At 68.6% G+C, this 14,691-nt stretch carries 14 protein-coding genes; 6 read left to right on the forward strand and 8 right to left on the reverse strand.

The genetic code is table 11. The features are described from left to right. Nucleotides 1–201 precede the first annotated feature (201 nt). Nucleotides 202–753: a glyoxalase superfamily protein gene (locus tag ACWH43_RS00750; RefSeq protein WP_158446833.1), complete on the reverse strand. Its 552-nt coding sequence runs from the start codon at nt 751–753 to the stop codon at nt 202–204. Nucleotides 754–1,025: 272 nt separating this feature from the next. Between ACWH43_RS00750 and ACWH43_RS00755 the strand changes: the two genes are divergently transcribed. Together ACWH43_RS00755 and ACWH43_RS00760 are read left to right on the forward strand one after the other, a co-directional pair. Further along, complete coding sequence (locus ACWH43_RS00755) at nt 1,026–2,702, forward strand: glucan biosynthesis protein (protein WP_158446834.1); 1,677 nt, start codon at nt 1,026–1,028, stop codon at nt 2,700–2,702. A 4-nt stretch (nt 2,703–2,706) separates the two neighbouring features. Continuing rightward, nucleotides 2,707–2,979, forward strand: a complete 273-nt coding sequence (locus tag ACWH43_RS00760; RefSeq protein ID WP_158446835.1) for a GNAT family N-acetyltransferase — start codon at nt 2,707–2,709, stop codon at nt 2,977–2,979. A gap of 16 nt (nt 2,980–2,995) precedes the next feature. Here the strand turns inward: ACWH43_RS00760 and ACWH43_RS00765 are convergent, their stop codons facing one another. Next, nucleotides 2,996–3,442, reverse strand: a complete 447-nt coding sequence (locus ACWH43_RS00765; RefSeq protein ID WP_158446836.1) for a Fur family transcriptional regulator — start codon at nt 3,440–3,442, stop codon at nt 2,996–2,998. A gap of 104 nt (nt 3,443–3,546) precedes the next feature. Beyond that, on the reverse strand, nt 3,547–4,554 hold the full coding sequence (locus tag ACWH43_RS00770; protein ID WP_158446837.1) for an LLM class flavin-dependent oxidoreductase: 1,008 nt from the start codon (nt 4,552–4,554) through the stop codon (nt 3,547–3,549). Between the two features lie 207 nt (nt 4,555–4,761). Between ACWH43_RS00770 and ACWH43_RS00775 the strand changes: the two genes are divergently transcribed. After that, nucleotides 4,762–4,944 carry a hypothetical protein gene (locus tag ACWH43_RS00775; protein WP_158446838.1) on the forward strand — a complete coding sequence of 61 codons (183 nt, stop codon included), beginning with the start codon at nt 4,762–4,764 and terminating at the stop codon, nt 4,942–4,944. A 22-nt stretch (nt 4,945–4,966) separates the two neighbouring features. Here the strand turns inward: ACWH43_RS00775 and serA are convergent, their stop codons facing one another. The 5 genes from serA to secA form a co-directional block, all read right to left on the reverse strand. After that, complete coding sequence (gene serA / locus ACWH43_RS00780) at nt 4,967–6,226, reverse strand: phosphoglycerate dehydrogenase (RefSeq protein ID WP_158448157.1); 1,260 nt, start codon at nt 6,224–6,226, stop codon at nt 4,967–4,969. Nucleotides 6,227–6,333: 107 nt separating this feature from the next. Next, nucleotides 6,334–6,780 carry an NfeD family protein gene (locus ACWH43_RS00785; RefSeq protein WP_158446495.1) on the reverse strand — a complete coding sequence of 149 codons (447 nt, stop codon included), beginning with the start codon at nt 6,778–6,780 and terminating at the stop codon, nt 6,334–6,336. A 16-nt stretch (nt 6,781–6,796) separates the two neighbouring features. Beyond that, on the reverse strand, nt 6,797–7,777 hold the full coding sequence (locus ACWH43_RS00790) for an SPFH domain-containing protein (protein WP_158446496.1): 981 nt from the start codon (nt 7,775–7,777) through the stop codon (nt 6,797–6,799). A gap of 145 nt (nt 7,778–7,922) precedes the next feature. Beyond that, nucleotides 7,923–8,438 (reverse strand): invasion associated locus B family protein, encoded by a 516-nt coding sequence (locus ACWH43_RS00795; protein WP_158448158.1) that lies wholly within the window; start codon nt 8,436–8,438, stop codon nt 7,923–7,925. Nucleotides 8,439–8,632: 194 nt separating this feature from the next. Then, nucleotides 8,633–11,422 (reverse strand): preprotein translocase subunit SecA, encoded by a 2,790-nt coding sequence (secA, locus tag ACWH43_RS00800; protein WP_158448159.1) that lies wholly within the window; start codon nt 11,420–11,422, stop codon nt 8,633–8,635. A gap of 369 nt (nt 11,423–11,791) precedes the next feature. Between secA and ACWH43_RS00805 the strand changes: the two genes are divergently transcribed. The 3 genes from ACWH43_RS00805 (at nt 11,792) to ACWH43_RS00815 (ending at nt 14,691) form a co-directional block, all read left to right on the forward strand. Beyond that, nucleotides 11,792–12,658 carry a peptidylprolyl isomerase gene (locus ACWH43_RS00805; protein WP_158446535.1) on the forward strand — a complete coding sequence of 289 codons (867 nt, stop codon included), beginning with the start codon at nt 11,792–11,794 and terminating at the stop codon, nt 12,656–12,658. A 158-nt stretch (nt 12,659–12,816) separates the two neighbouring features. Then, the gene (gene argJ / locus ACWH43_RS00810; RefSeq protein WP_158446536.1) at nt 12,817–14,067 is read left to right on the forward strand and encodes a bifunctional glutamate N-acetyltransferase/amino-acid acetyltransferase ArgJ; all 1,251 of its coding nucleotides are present in this window, start codon (nt 12,817–12,819) and stop codon (nt 14,065–14,067) included. A gap of 105 nt (nt 14,068–14,172) precedes the next feature. Beyond that, nucleotides 14,173–14,691: a carboxypeptidase regulatory-like domain-containing protein gene (locus ACWH43_RS00815; RefSeq protein WP_158446537.1), complete on the forward strand. Its 519-nt coding sequence runs from the start codon at nt 14,173–14,175 to the stop codon at nt 14,689–14,691.

The following is a 14,691-nucleotide window of genomic DNA, read 5'->3' on the forward strand; positions in this document are numbered from 1 at the left end:
TATGGGTTAAGGGATGGTCGGGAACCGCGCCGTCATTCCGGGCTTCGCGTCAGCGAAGAGCCCGGAACCCATGCACATCGGATCGGACGAGAAACCCTTCGGGCCGGCGCATGTCGATCGCTGTCGTGTTCATGGGTTCCGGGCTCGCCGCTGCGCGGCGCCCCGGAATGACGGTGTGATTCCGGCACAAACGGGAGCGGCCTAGTCGCGCTTCTCGCAGAAGCGGATGCGGTTGCCGAAAGGGTCGGGAACCTGCAGCGTCCGGCCGCCCGGCCCGTCCTCCTCGATGCCCGGCCGGGAATAGGTGTAGCGTTTGGCGATCAGCTCGGCATGGAGGGCGTCGATGCCTTCCATCCAGACGAAGACGGTCGAGCCGGGGCTGGCGTCGCCGTGATGCTCGGAGAGATGGAGCACGAGGCCCGAGCGGGAGACCTGCATGTAGAGCGGCAGGTCCGGCGCGAAGCGGTGGTCCCAGTCCATGCGGAAGCCGAGGAAGTCGAGATAGAACTGCTTCGCCTTGGCCTCGTCGAAGATCCGCAGGATCGGGATGCCCTGCCGGAGCCTGACCGCCTCGTCCGGCGGGGCGGGCGGGACGTCCTCGCCGATTCGCGCGGCCAGCACGTTCCAGTCGCGGCAGCCCAATTGCCGCGCCACGATCTCCAGGGTTTCGGCATGGGAGAGCGGCACCTGCCGGGCGGCCATTGCCTCGCGCAGGCTCCGGGCCATGAGTTTCGCGTCGCGGAAGCTTCGCATCGTCTCGATCCTTCTCGTGCGGACGGGTGGGATCGGGGGCTCGCCTTGCCGATATCCGTCCACGAAACGATCGGGATCAGGACAGGGACTTGAAGGGATGCGTTCACCTAGCCCCGAGGGCGCGAGCGGCTGGCCGCATCCGGCCGGGCGGCAGGATGCCGCATCTTCATGCATTGTCAATCGGGCTGCCCTAGACGGGCCTCATTTCATGGCCTTAAGTCGCTGGGGCAACGCATGTTTGTCGCAGCAGGCGACGAGAAGACGGACATAAGATGACGATGCTGGACCGCCGCCGAGTCCTGGCCGGGCTTTCCGCCGCGCTGAGCCTTTCCGCCGCGCCGTCGATCCTGCTGGCCCAGCAGCCGCAGAATCCGAATCCGCCGCCGCCCCAGACGCCGCCGCAGCCCCGCTTCGGCTTCGAGGATGTGCAGCGCCGGGCGCGCGAGGTCGCCGCGGTGGCCTATGAGCCGCCGGCCGCCCTGCCGGAGCCGCTCGCCCGGCTCGACTACGATTCCTGGCGCGACATCCGCTTCCGGCCGGACCGGGCGCTGCTCGCGCAGAACGGCTCGCCCTTCCGGATGCAGATGTTCCATCCCGGCTTCCTGTTCACCCGGCCGATCACGGTCAATGTTGTGCGCGACGGCGTGCCGACGCCGGTGCCCTACGCCGCCAACCTGTTCGACTACGGCAAGGTCAGGTTCGAGAAGCCGCTGCCGGTCAATCTCGGCTTCGCCGGTTTCCGCCTGCATTATCCGCTCAACGATCCGCGCGTCCTCGACGAGCTGATCTCCTTCATCGGCGCGAGCTATTTCCGGGTGCTCGGGCGCGAGCAGCGCTACGGGCTCTCGGCGCGCGGGATCGCCATCGGCGCCGGCACCGGGAGCGAGGAATTCCCGGTCTTCCGCGAATTCTGGGTCGAGCAGCCGGCGGCGGCGGCCGAGCGCATCGTCGTCAACGCGCTGCTCGATTCGCCGTCGCTGACGGGCGCCTACCGCTTCACCATCTATCCGGAGGTCGACACGGTGGTCGAGGTCGCCGCGACCCTGTTCCCGCGCAAGCCGATCGAGAAGCTGGGGCTCGCGCCGCTGACCTCGATGTTCTTCACCGGCGAGAACGACCGGCGCTTCTTCGAGGATTATCGCCCGGAACTGCACGATTCCGATGGGCTGATGATCCATTCCGGCTCGGGCGAATGGCTCTGGCGGCCCCTGCGCAACCCGAAGCAGCAGGCGGTGTCCTCCTTCGGCGAGCGCGGCCCGCGCGGCTTCGGCCTGATGCAGCGCGACCGCAATTTCGACCATTACCAGGATCTCGACCTCGCCTATGAGCGCCGCCCCTCCTACTGGGTCGAGCCGCAGGGCGACTGGGGCGAAGGGGTGATCGAGCTGATCGAGATGCCGACGGCGGACGAGAGCAACGACAATGTCGTTGCGCTCTGGACGCCGAAGACGCCGCTGGAGCCGGGCAAGGAATTCTCCTTCGGCTACCGGCTGACGGCGATGCTCGATTCCGGCGATCTCCACCCCGGCGGGCGGGTGGTCAACACCTATCAGGCCGCGCCGAAGGCGCTCGGTTCCGCCGAGGCCGTCGCCGAGGGCGCGCGCCGCTTCATCGTCGACTTCGCCGGCGGCGACCTCGACTACCATCTCAAGCAGCCGGACAAGGTCGAGATCGTGCCGTCGATCACCCGCGGCAAGGTCGACCGGGCCTTCCTCGTGCCCAATCCGCGGATCGACGGGTTCCGCGCCTTCATCGACGTGACCGGCGAGCCCGGGCAGCTCGCCGAGATGCGCGCCTTCCTGAAGCGCGGCAACAAGACCCTGACGGAGACCTGGAGCTATCCCTGGCGCGCGGAGGCGAAGGAGCCGCCGCCTGCGCCTGCCCCCGCCGAGCCGGCCTCCGCTCCTGCTCCCGCCCCGCAACCGTCCCAGCCGCCCGCCAAGGAGTGATGCAATGGATGTCGTCGAGAAGCCCGCGCAGGATCGCTTCGAGCTGGCCCTCGAGGGCGGCACCGCCGTCGTCGCCTATCGCAGGGATGGCGACCGGCTGGTGCTGATCCATACCGAGGTGCCCGAGCGGTTCGCCGGCCAGGGCGTCGGCTCGCGGCTCGCCAAGGGCGTGTTCGAGCTGATCCGGGCGAGCGGGCGCAAGGCGGTGGTGCGCTGCCCGTTCCTGAAGGCCTGGGTCGCCAGGCACGGGGAATACGACGACATCATCGACGGCTGACGGGCGCGGCGCCCCTTCAGGAACGGCCCTTGCGCGCGGGCTGCTTCTTGCGGCCGTAGAGCTCGAGCCGGTGCCGGACGAGCTCGTAGCCGAGCTCGGCGGCGATGCGCCGCTGCAGCTCCTCGATCGCATCCGAGGAGAACTCGATCACGGCGCCGGTGTCGACGTCGATGAGATGGTCGTGATGCTCCTGCGCGGCATGCTCGTAGCGCGAGATGCCGTCCTCGAAGGCGTGGCGCTCGATGGCGCCCTGCGATTCGAGCAGCTTCATCGTGCGGTAGACCGTGGAGAGCGACAGCGTCGGGTCCTGCGCGAAGGCACGGGTGAAGATGCCCTTCGCATCGGGATGGTCGTCGGCCTCGGCCAGCACGCGCAGGATCAGGCGGCGCTGCTGCGTCATGCGCAGCCCCGCATCCTTTAGCTGGGCTTCGAAAACGGCAACGCGCCGGTCGGTCTCGCTCATGCCAAGCCCATAGCAACCGGCGCGGCGCTTTGCAAAAAGCGGCTTCTCATTTGCATTATTGCTGCAAATGCGAAGGCGCCCCTTCCGGGCCGGGCGGCGCCCCGTCAGGCCGCGCCGCGCGCTTTCCCCAGCTCGGGCGCGAGGCCGGCGACGATCTCGTAGGAGCGCTTGCGCTTCTCATGGTCGAAGATCGGGGCCGTGACCATGATTTCGTCGGCGCCGGTCTTGGCGACGAAGGCGCCGAGCTCGCGCCGCAGCGTCTCCGGCGAGCCGATGAAGGCATAGCGCAGCATCTGCGAGACATGGGCCTTCTCGGCCGGCGACCAGTATGGCTCGATGTCGTCGATCGGCGGCTGGAGCTTGCCGCGGGCGCCGCGCACCATGCCGACGAAGCGCTGCTGGAGCGAGGTGGCGAGATAGCGCGCCTCCGCGTCGGTCTCGGCCGCGACGACGTTGATGCCGGGCATGGCGTAGGAGGATTGCAACTGCCCGGACGGCTTGAAGCGCTCGCGATAGATGGCGAGCGCCTGCATCAGCGCGTCGGGGGCGAAATGCGAGGCGAAGGAATAGGGCAGGCCGAGCTCGGCGGCGAGCTGGGCGCCGAACAGGCTGGAGCCGAGGATCCAGAGCGGCACCTGGAGCCCCTCGCCGGGGACGGCGCGGACCGCCTGGTTGGGGCCGGACGGGGCGAAAAGGGCCTGCAGCTCCAGCACATCCTGCGGGAAGCTGTCGGCCGACATCGGATTGCGGCGCAGCGCCCTGAGCGTGAGCTGGTCGGTGCCGGGCGCCCTGCCGAGGCCGAGATCGATGCGGCCGGGGAACAGCGCCTCAAGCGTGCCGAACTGCTCGGCGATGACCAGGGGGGCGTGGTTCGGCAGCATGATGCCGCCGGCGCCGATCCGCATCGTCCGGGTCGCGGCGGCGAGCTGGCCGATCACCACCGCGGTCGCGGCGCTGGCGATGCCGACCATGTTGTGATGCTCCGCCACCCAGTAGCGGGTGAAGCCGAGCGCCTCGGCGTGGCGGGCGAGCTCGATCGATTTCAGCAGCGCGTCGCGCGGCCCTTCCCCTTCGATGACGGGAACGAGATCGAGGACGGAGATCGCGACCATGGCGGCCTCTGCTGGTTGGCGCCGGAACGCGCCGGCGGCGATGGCGTGGCTTCACCAGATGGGAAGGATCGGCCCCGGGGTCCAGAGGCGGGCGCGCCGCCTCATGGCATGGCTGCGCTGGCGTTCTGGCGGAACGCCGGCGGGGGCTGCCGCGTTGCTCGGCCAACGGCCGCGCATCGGCGCGGCGGCAGCAGAAGGGGGAGCCCCATGACCGCGACGCCCAATCCCGCCAAGGAGAGCCTGCGCAAGGAGCAGAAGCAGCAGCGCGAGGCCGCGCGCAAGCGCGACGGGGACGACGCGCTGGACGAGGCGCTGAAGGAAACCTTCCCGGCCAGCGACCCGGTCGCGACGCAGACGCCGATCAAGCCCGGGGGCCGGAAGAAGGGCTGAGGTGCCGGTCGCGCCCCGGCTCTCAATCGCGCTGGTAGAGCAGCCGGGCGCGGATGGTGCCGTCGAGCGCCCGGATCTCGCGCAGGATCTCGCGCGCTTCCGCGCTGGTGACGCCGTCGGCCTCGATGACCACGTAACCGACCTCGCCGTCGGTATGGTAGTTCTGCGCGGCGATGTTGACCTGGCGGTCGGCGAAGACGTCGTTGAGGCGCCGGAGCATGCCGGGCACGTTGCGCTGGACATGGATGAAGCGCGTGCCGACGGCGCGTGCCGGGATCTGGACCTGCGGGAAGTTGACCGCGCCGACCGTCGAGCCGACATCGGAATAATCGACCAGCTTGCGCGCCACCTCGGCGCCGATGCGCTCCTGCGCCTCCTCGGTCGAGCCGCCGATATGCGGCGTCAGGATGACGTTGGCGCAGCCCTGCAGCGGCGAGACGAAGCGCTCGGCATTGGAGGCCGGCTCGACCGGGAAGACGTCGACGGCGGCGCCGGCGAGGCGGTCCTCCCGAAGCGCCGCCGCCAGTGCGTCGAGGTCGACCACGGTGCCGCGCGAATTGTTGATGAGATAGGCGCCGGGCTTCATCCGGGCGATCTGCGCGGCGCCGATCATGCCGGCGGTCTGCGGGGTCTCGGGCACGTGCAGCGAGACGATGTCGGCGCCGGCGAGCAGGGTGTCGAGGCTGTCGACCGGCTCGGTGTTGCCATGGCGCAGGCGGTCGGTGTGATCGTAGTAGATCACGCGCATGCCCATCGCCTCGGCCAGAGTCGAGAGCTGGCTGCCGATATTGCCGTAGCCGACGATGCCGAGCGTCTTGCCGCGCACCTCGAAGGAACCGTTGGCGGATTTGTCCCAGTCGCCGTCATGCGCCGCGCGCGAGCGGTCCGGGATGCGGCGCAGCAGCATGACGATCTCGCCGATGGTCAGCTCGGCGACGCTGCGGGTGTTGGAGAAGGGCGCGTTGAACACCGGCACGCCGCGATGGCGGGCGGCTTCGAGATCGACCTGGTTGGTGCCGACGGAGAAGCAGCCGACGGCGAAGAGCCGGTCGGCGGCGGCGAAGATCTCCGGGGTGAGCTGGGTGCGCGAGCGGATGCCGAGCACATGCACGCCCTTGATCTTGGCGACCAGCGCCTCGCGGTCGAGCGCCTTGGGCAGCCGTTCCAGATTGGTGTAGCCGGCCTGCTGCAGCAGCGCGACGGCGGAGTCGTTGATGCCTTCGAGCAGCAGGACCTTGATGCGGTTCTTGGGAAGGGAGAGGCGTTCGCTGGCAGAGGTCATGGAGGTCGCGCTCGTGAGGGAGCGGTTGCTATAGTCCTCGCGGCGCGCGAGTCCAACGCCTTAGACGCAATGCGGACGCACAAAACGTCGCAGCGGATGCAAAAACCTCATGCCTTCTCGACGACGAGTGTGGCGCCTTCGACGCGCACGACCCGGATTTCCGTGCCGGCCAGCAGCTCCGGCCCGGTGATGCGCCAGGAGGAATCGCCGACGCGGATGCGGCCCTCGCCGCCGGTCATCGTCGCCTCCAGCCGGAAGACCTTGCCGACGAGCTGGCGGCCGCGGTCGTTGAGCCCGGTCGCGGCGTCGGGCTCCTCGCCGCGGCGGCGCGTCAGCAGCCGCCCGGCGACGACGCAGGCGACGGCGAAGACCGCGAAGACGATGCAGGCGGCCTGCCAGCCGAGGCCGGCGAGGCCGACGACCGCGCCGGTCAGCAGCGCGGCGAGCCCGAGCCAGATCAGGAAGACGCCGGGCGCGAGAATCTCGCCGCCGATCAGCAGCAGGCCCAGGATGGCCCAGAGCCATCCGCCGTGAATCCCCAGCCAGCTCGACATGATCGTTTGCGCCCGCCTAACCGCTCGTGCGGCCGGACAACGGCACTGAGCCGGGGTTGCGCCGGGCTGTCGCGGCTTCCTCGCCGAAGACGGCCCTGGTGAGCTGGGCGATGCCGCCGACCGTGCCGGCGAGCGCGGCGGCCTCGATCGGGACGATCACGACCTTGCTGTTCTGGCTGCCGGCGATCGCCTTCAGCGCGTCGGTGTAGCGCTCGGCGATCAGGAAGTTGGCGGCCTGGATGTCGCCCTTGCCGATCGCCTCCGACACCACGGCGGTCGCCGCTGCTTCCGCCTGTGCCAGCCTCTCGCGGGCCTCGGCGTCGCGCAGCGCCGATTCCTTGCGGCCCTCGGCGGCGAGGATCTGCGATTGCTTCTGCCCTTCGGCCTTGAGAATCTCGGCCTGGCGCAGGCCTTCGGCTTCCAGGATCGCGGCGCGCTTCTCGCGCTCGGCCTTCATCTGGCGGTTCATCGCCCCGGCGATGTCGGCCGGCGGGATGATGTCGCGGATCTCGATGCGCGTGACCTTGACGCCCCAGGGCGAGGCGGCGGCGTCCATGACGCGCAGCAGCCGCTCGTTGATCTCGTCGCGATGGGAGAGAAGCTGGTCGAGGTCCATCGAGCCGACGACGGTGCGGATATTGGTCATGGTCAGGACCATCAGCGCCTCGCTGAGCGAGTGGACCTCGTAGCAGGCCTTGGCGGCGTCGAGCACCTGGAAGAAGGCGGCGGCGTCGATGCGCACCCCGGCATTGTCCTTGGTGATCGCCTCCTGCGAGGGAATGTCGAGCACCTGCTCCATGACGTTCACCTTGTGCCCGATGCGGTCGATATAGGGCACGATCAGCCCGAGGCCCGCGCTCAGCGTGCGCGAATAGCGGCCGAAGCGCTCCACGGTGTAGTTGTAGCCTTGCGGAACGGTGCGGACGCCGCGCGCGATGGTCAGGATGACCAGCGCCACGACGACGATGACGGCGATGTTGAAACCCGACAGATCCATTCCGTTCCCCTAGCGGCGGCCGCGAGGCCCGCCCTTGCCCGCGGCGCCCAAACTGGCGGCTCGGGCGTGCGGATGCAAGCGCAGAGCCGCGACCGCCGACCGAATCCCGGCGCGGCAGGCCCGCCCCGGACGCGCGCGGCCGGCCTCAGCTCTGCGTCGCGGCCGCGTTGCAGCGCTGGAGCAGGCGCGAGGCGGCGGTGACGCCGGTGAGCGAGAAGGTGTAGCGCGTGCTGTTGCCGCGGCCGGAGCGCGCCTGGAGCACCATGTCGTTGCCGGCGCGCATCGCGGCGAGCAGGGCCGGCTCGCGCTCGATCTTCTCGAGCCAGGCGTTGTTGCCCTCGGTCAGCATGCGGAACTCCTCGTCGCCGATGGTGATGGTGACCGTCGAGTTCGCGGCGAAGTCGTAGCCCGTCTGGAAGCTCGATTCGGTATTCGCTCCGTCATTCCCGGTCTGGACGAAGAAGAACACCTCGCCATGGCGCAGGCTCGAAGGCTCCTGGGAGGCGGGGCTGCTCATGATGAAGCAATGGGTCAGATTGCCCTTTTCATAGGTGGCTGCGCTCCAGGCGTTGAACTGGCCGAGCGATTTGGCCGAAGCCGCTTCAGCACCGGTGGTTGCCAGCAGAGCCAGGCAGACAGCCGAAAGCGTTGTCTTGATCATCCGTTCATCTCCTTTCGCAGCGCGCAACTTGGAAAGCAGAGCCTTACCGAGGCGTAAACAAGACCTCACGAATCTGTGCGTCGATCCGGCGCAGGCCGGCCGGAGCCCCGAGGAAGGGCGGCGGAGGAGGCGCCTCCGAAACGACGATGCCCGGCGCGAGGCCGGGCATCGAGGGAGAAAGCGGTGGCCGGGTCTCAGGCGAACTGCCCGTGGCAGTGCTTGTATTTCTTGCCCGAGCCGCAGGGACAGGGCTCGTTGCGGCCGACCTTGCCCCAGCTCGCGGGATCGGCGGGGTCGCGCTCGAGCACGGCCGCATCGGCGTCGAGCGCGGCGAACTGCACGCCGCCCCCGCCATAGTCGCCGCTGCCGAAGCCGCCCGCCGGGGCGGCGGCCCCGTCCAGAACCTGGAGCGGCGCCTGTTCCTCCGGCTGCTCGAAGCGGACCTCGACGCGCGAGAGATGGCCGGTGACCTGCTGGCGCAACTGGCCGATCAGCCCGCCGAACAGCTCGAAGGCCTCGGCCTTGTATTCCTGCAGCGGGTCGCGCTGGGCATAGCCGCGCCAGCCGATGACCTGGCGCAGATGGTCGAGCGTGACGAGGTGCTCGCGCCAGAGATGGTCGAGGGTCTGCAGGAGGACCTGCTTCTCGACATAGGTCATCACTTCTTCGGTGTTGCGCTGGATGCGGGCCGCATAGTCCTCGTCGGCGAGCTTGCGGATGCGCTCGCGCAGCTCCGTATCGGCGATGCCCTCCTCCTTGGCCCAGTCCTCGACCGGCAGGTCGAGATTGAGGTACTGGATCACCTCCTGCTTGAGGCCGGCGGTGTCCCATTGCTCGGGATAGGCCTCCTCCGGGATGTGGCGGGCGACGAGGTCCTCGACGACGCCGTGGCGCATGTCGTCGATGGTCTCGCGCACGCTCGGCTGGTTCATGAAGTCGCGGCGCTGCTCGAACACGACCTTGCGCTGGTCGTTCATGACGTCGTCGTATTTCAGGATGTTCTTGCGGATGTCGAAGTTGCGCGCCTCGACCTTGCCCTGCGCCTTCTCGACCGCCTTGTTGATCCAGGGATGGACGATCGCCTCGTCCTCCTTGAGGCCGAGCTTCTGCAGCATGCCGTCCATCCGGTCGGAACCGAAGATGCGCATCAGGTCGTCCTGCAGCGACAGGAAGAACTTCGAGCGGCCGGGGTCGCCCTGGCGGCCGGCGCGGCCGCGGAGCTGGTTGTCGATGCGGCGGCTCTCATGGCGCTCGGTGCCGACGATGTAGAGGCCGCCGGCCTTGAGCACGCGCTGCTTGAAATCGGCGACCTCGGCGCGGATGGCGGCGGCCCTGGCGTCGCGCTCGGGGCCCTCCTCCATGCCGGCGAGATCGTGATTGATCCGCATCTCGGCATTGCCGCCGAGCTGGATATCGGTGCCGCGGCCGGCCATGTTGGTGGCGATGGTGATCGCGCCCGGCACGCCGGCCTGGGCGACGATATAGGCCTCCTGCTCGTGGAAGCGGGCGTTCAGCACGGCGAAGGCCTTGACGGTCTCGCCCTTGCGGGCGGCGGCGTAGACCGGCTCCAGCGCCTTCGGGTCGGTGAAGTCGAGCAGCTTGTAACCCGCCTTCTCCAGCATCTCGGCGATGAGCTCCGAGCGCTCGATCGAGGTGGTGCCGACGAGCACCGGCTGGCCGTTCTCCTGCGCCTGCTTGATCTCGCGGATGACGCCGCGGACCTTCTCCTCGAAGGTGCGGTAGACCTCGTCGTCCTCGTCCTTGCGGGAGACGGGGAGGTTGGTCGGGATCTCGACGACCTCGAGCTTGTAGATCTGGAAGAACTCGTCCGCTTCGGTCGCGGCCGTGCCGGTCATGCCGGCGAGCTTCCTGTAGAGGCGGAAATAGTTCTGGAAGGTGATCGAGGCCAGCGTCGCGTTCTCGGGCTGGACGGTGACGTGCTCCTTGGCCTCGAGCGCCTGGTGTAGCCCCTCGGAATAGCGCCGGCCCGGCATCATGCGGCCGGTGAACTCGTCGATGATCACCACCTCGTCGTTGCGGACGATGTAGTCCTTGTCGCGGGTGAACAGCGTATGCGCCCTGAGCGCCTGGTTAACGTGGTGGACGATGGTAACGTTGTTGGCGTCGTAGAGGTCGCCCTCGGTCAGGATGCCGGCCTGGCGCAGCAGCTCCTCGATATGCTCGTTGCCGTCCTCGGTCAGGGCGACGGTGCGCTGCTTCTCGTCGACCTCATAGTCTGAGGGCACGAGGCCGGGCAGCACCTTGTCGATCGCGACGTAGAGCTCGGACTTGTCGTCGAGCGGGCCGGAGATGATCAGCGGCGTGCGGGCCTCGTCGATCAGGATCGAGTCGACCTCGTCGACGATGGCGAAGTGGTGGCCGCGCTGGCTCATCTGCGCGGTCTCGTACTTCATGTTGTCGCGCAGATAGTCGAAGCCGAACTCGTTGTTGGTGCCGTAGGTGATGTCGCAGGCATAGGCGCGCTGGCGCTCCTCGTCGTCGAGGCCGTGCACGATGATGCCGACGGTCAGGCCGAGGAAGTTGTAGAGCTTCGCCATCCACTCGGCGTCGCGCCTGGCGAGGTAGTCGTTGACGGTGACGACGTGGACGCCCTTGCCCTCGAGCGCGTTGAGATAGGTCGGGAGCGTCGCGACCAGGGTCTTGCCCTCGCCGGTCTTCATCTCGGCGATGGCGCCCTCGTGCAGCACCATGCCGCCGACGAGCTGGACGTCGTAGGGCCGCTGGCCGAGGACGCGCTTGGCCGCCTCGCGCACCGTGGCGAAGGCCGGCACCAGCAGGTCGTCGAGCTTGGCGCCGTTGGCGAGCTGCTGCCTGAATTCGTCGGTACGCGCCTTCAGCGCCTCGTCGCTGAGCGCCGCCACCTCCTTTTCCAGCGCGTTGATCGCCGCGACGCGGGGCTGGTAGCCCTTGACGCGGCGGTCGTTCGACGAGCCGAAGAGTTTCTTTGCGAGCGCGCCAAGCATGTTGGGCCTTTCAGGTGATGTCTGGGTCTGACGGCCGGCGCGGTCCTGGGTGTCGCGCCCGGGCCGAAAGGCCGCGGTATTCTCGAATTGCGACCGCGTGTTTAGACGCGTGCGCGGGCAGGGTCCAGCGCGCGTTTCGCCCGATCTTCGGCGAAGCGGCCAGGAATCCGCCGTGGATGTGGGGTGGCGCGGCGCCGCTGCCAAGGGAGGTGCCCGCCCGGAGGCGGCACGGCCGCCGCGAGGCAGGCCTCGACCGGCGCCGGGCCCGCAGCGCCGGATGGCCCTGAATCGCCTTGCCTTTGCCGTGTTCAACTGGCAGTGCAGCGCGCGACCCCCGCGTCTTCGGCTCTCCTTGGAAAGGCCGTCTTCATGAAGTCCACCCGTTTTATCGCCGCTCTCGGTTTCGTCCTGCTGGCGGGGCCGGCCTTCGCCCAGGCCGACAAGGTCGTCGCCAAGGTCGACGGCATCCCGATCACGCAGCAGGAGGTCGACCTCGCGACCGAGGATCTGGGCGAGCGCCTCGCCCAGCTTCCCGACGAGCGCAAGCGCGACGAGGTGATCAACTATCTTGTCGACCTCAAGCTCGGCGCCAAGGCGGCGGCCGAGGCCAAGATCGCCGAGACGCCGGATTTCGCCGCCCGCCTCGCCTATTACCGCGAGAAGGTGCTGCTCGACCAGTATCTCACCGGCATCGGCAAGAAGGCGGTCACCGAGGAGGCCGCGAAGAAGCTCTACGCGGACACCACCAAGGCGATGGCTCCCGAGGAGGAGGCGCATGCCCGCCACATCCTGGTCGAGACCGAGGACCAGGCCAAGGCGGTCGAGGAGCGGCTGAAGAAGGGCGAGGATTTCGCCAAGGTCGCCGCCGACGTCTCGAAGGATCCCGGCTCCGGCAAGGAGGGCGGCGATCTGGGCTGGTTCACCAAGGACCGCATGGTGCCCGAATTCGCCGAGGCCGCCTTCAAGCTCAAGAAGGGCGAGGTCTCCGACCCGGTGAAGAGCCAGTTCGGCTGGCACGTCATCAAGCTCGAGGACAAGCGCACCAAGCCGCTGCCGGAATATTCCGCCGTGAAGCCGCAGATCGAGCAGTATCTCGAGCGCAAGGCCCAGCAGGACACCGTGCTGGCGCTGCGCGAGAAGGCCAAGGTCGAGCGCCTCGACAAGCCGGCGGAGCCTGCCGCCCCGGTGGCGCCTGCCCCGGATGCGGCGAAGCCCGCCGAGCCGAAGAAGAACTGAGCTTTCGCCTCGCGTCAGGCGATTTTGCGGGCGGCCCTTGCGGCCGCCCTTCTTGTTTTCGTCATCGGCCTGCGGCAGAGGCTGCTGGATAAGGCGCATGGCGCGGCGGGCGGACGATTCGCCGGTCCTGCGAGCCGTGTCCCGCAGGAGGAGCCCCGATGGCCGGCAAGGATGTTCCCGTTTCCCCGCTCGCGCCGAAGCGCCAGCCCAAGGTTCCGCCGGTCCCGGGCGTGCGCTTCGCCACCGCCGAGGCCGGCATCCGCTACAAGGGCCGCACCGATGTCTGGTTCGCGCTGCTCGATCCGGGCACGCAGGTCGCCGGCGTCTTCACCCGTTCCAAGTGCCCCTCCGCACCGGTCGACTGGTGCCGCGAGAACCTGAAGCAGGGCTCGGCCCGCGCCGTCGTCGTCAATTCCGGCAATGCCAACGCCTTCACCGGGCTGAAGGGGCGTGAGGCGGTGAAGCTCACCGCCGAGATCGCCGCCAAGGCCGCGGGATGCAAGCCTGAAGAAGTCTTCGTCGCCTCGACCGGCGTGATCGGCGAGCCGCTCGATGCGAGCAAGTTCAAGGGCGTGCTCGACGATTGCGCCAGACGCGCCGCGGACGGTCCCTGGATCGACGCCGCCCGCGCGATCATGACCACCGACACCTTCCCGAAGGCGCTGACCCGCAAAGCCAAGATCGACGGCAAGGAGGTGGTCATCGCCGGCATCGCCAAGGGCGCCGGCATGATCGCGCCGGACATGGCGACGATGCTCTCCTTCGTCTTCACCGACGCGCCGATCGCCGCCCCCGTGCTGCAGGCGCTGCTGTCGAAGGGCGTCAAGGGCTCGTTCAACGCGGTGACGGTCGACAGCGACACCTCGACCTCCGACACGCTGATGCTGTTCGCGACGGGCAAGGCGCGCGCGCGGGGGGTTCCGGAGATCGGCGAGGTCAACGATGCCCGTCTCTCCGGCTTCAAGCGGGCGCTGAATGCCATCCTGCTGGAGCTCGCCCATCTCGTCTGCAAGGACGGCGAGGGCGCCCGCAAATTCGTCGAGGTGCGCGTCACCGGCGCGGCCTCCGCCCGTTCGGCCAAGCGGGTCGCGCTCTCGATCGCCAATTCGCCGCTGGTCAAGACCGCGATCGCCGGCGAGGACGCCAATTGGGGCCGCGTTGTCATGGCGGTCGGCAAGGCCGGCGAGCCGGCCGATCGCGACAGGCTCGATATCGGCTTCGGCGACATCCTCGTGGCGAAGCAGGGCGCGCGGGCTCCTTCTTACGACGAGGCCGCGGTGTCCGAATATATGAAGGGCGACCACATCGTCATCACCGCCGATCTCGGCCTCGGACGCGGCAAGGCCACGGTCTGGACCTGCGACCTGACCAAGGCCTATGTCGAGATCAATGGCGATTATCGCTCCTGAGGCATTCGCCCCGGCGCAGGTTCCGGAGTTGCGGCCAGCTCTCGGCGGCTGCATCATCCCGGCCGGCGTCATCGTGATGATGGCGCCGCGCAGGGTGGGGGCGGCATGAGGACCGGGATATTCGCGGCGGCGGCGTTGGCCGGCACCATCATCGGCGGCTGCCAGGCGAGCCGCCCGCCCGCGACCGTCGCCTTCTCGGCCGAGGAGGCGGCTTTCATCAGGAAGCCCGGGGCCGCGACGATCACCGGCCACGCCTTCCGCACAAGGCCGAGCGGAACGGTCGTCCATGCGGCCGGCGAGGTGGTTCGCCTCGTTCCGGCGACAGCCTATGCGCGCGAGCGTTTCCAGCAGCTCTATGGCGACCGCAAGTTCGTGCCGTACCAGAACTATCCGCGCGACGACAAGGCGGATCCGGCCTATGCCGAATACACCCGCACGACCAAGGCGGAATCGAACGGCCGCTTCAGCTTCGACAAAGTCGCGCCCGGCCGCTATTTCGTGACGACCCAGGTGGTCTGGGGCGATGAAGCGGCCTTCACCCGCCAGGGCGGCTCGGTCTATGACCTCGTCACCGTGACGGGCAAGGAGAGCGAGCCCATCGACGTCATCCTCTCCGGCAATTGA

Source organism: Allobosea minatitlanensis (assembly GCF_964020775.1).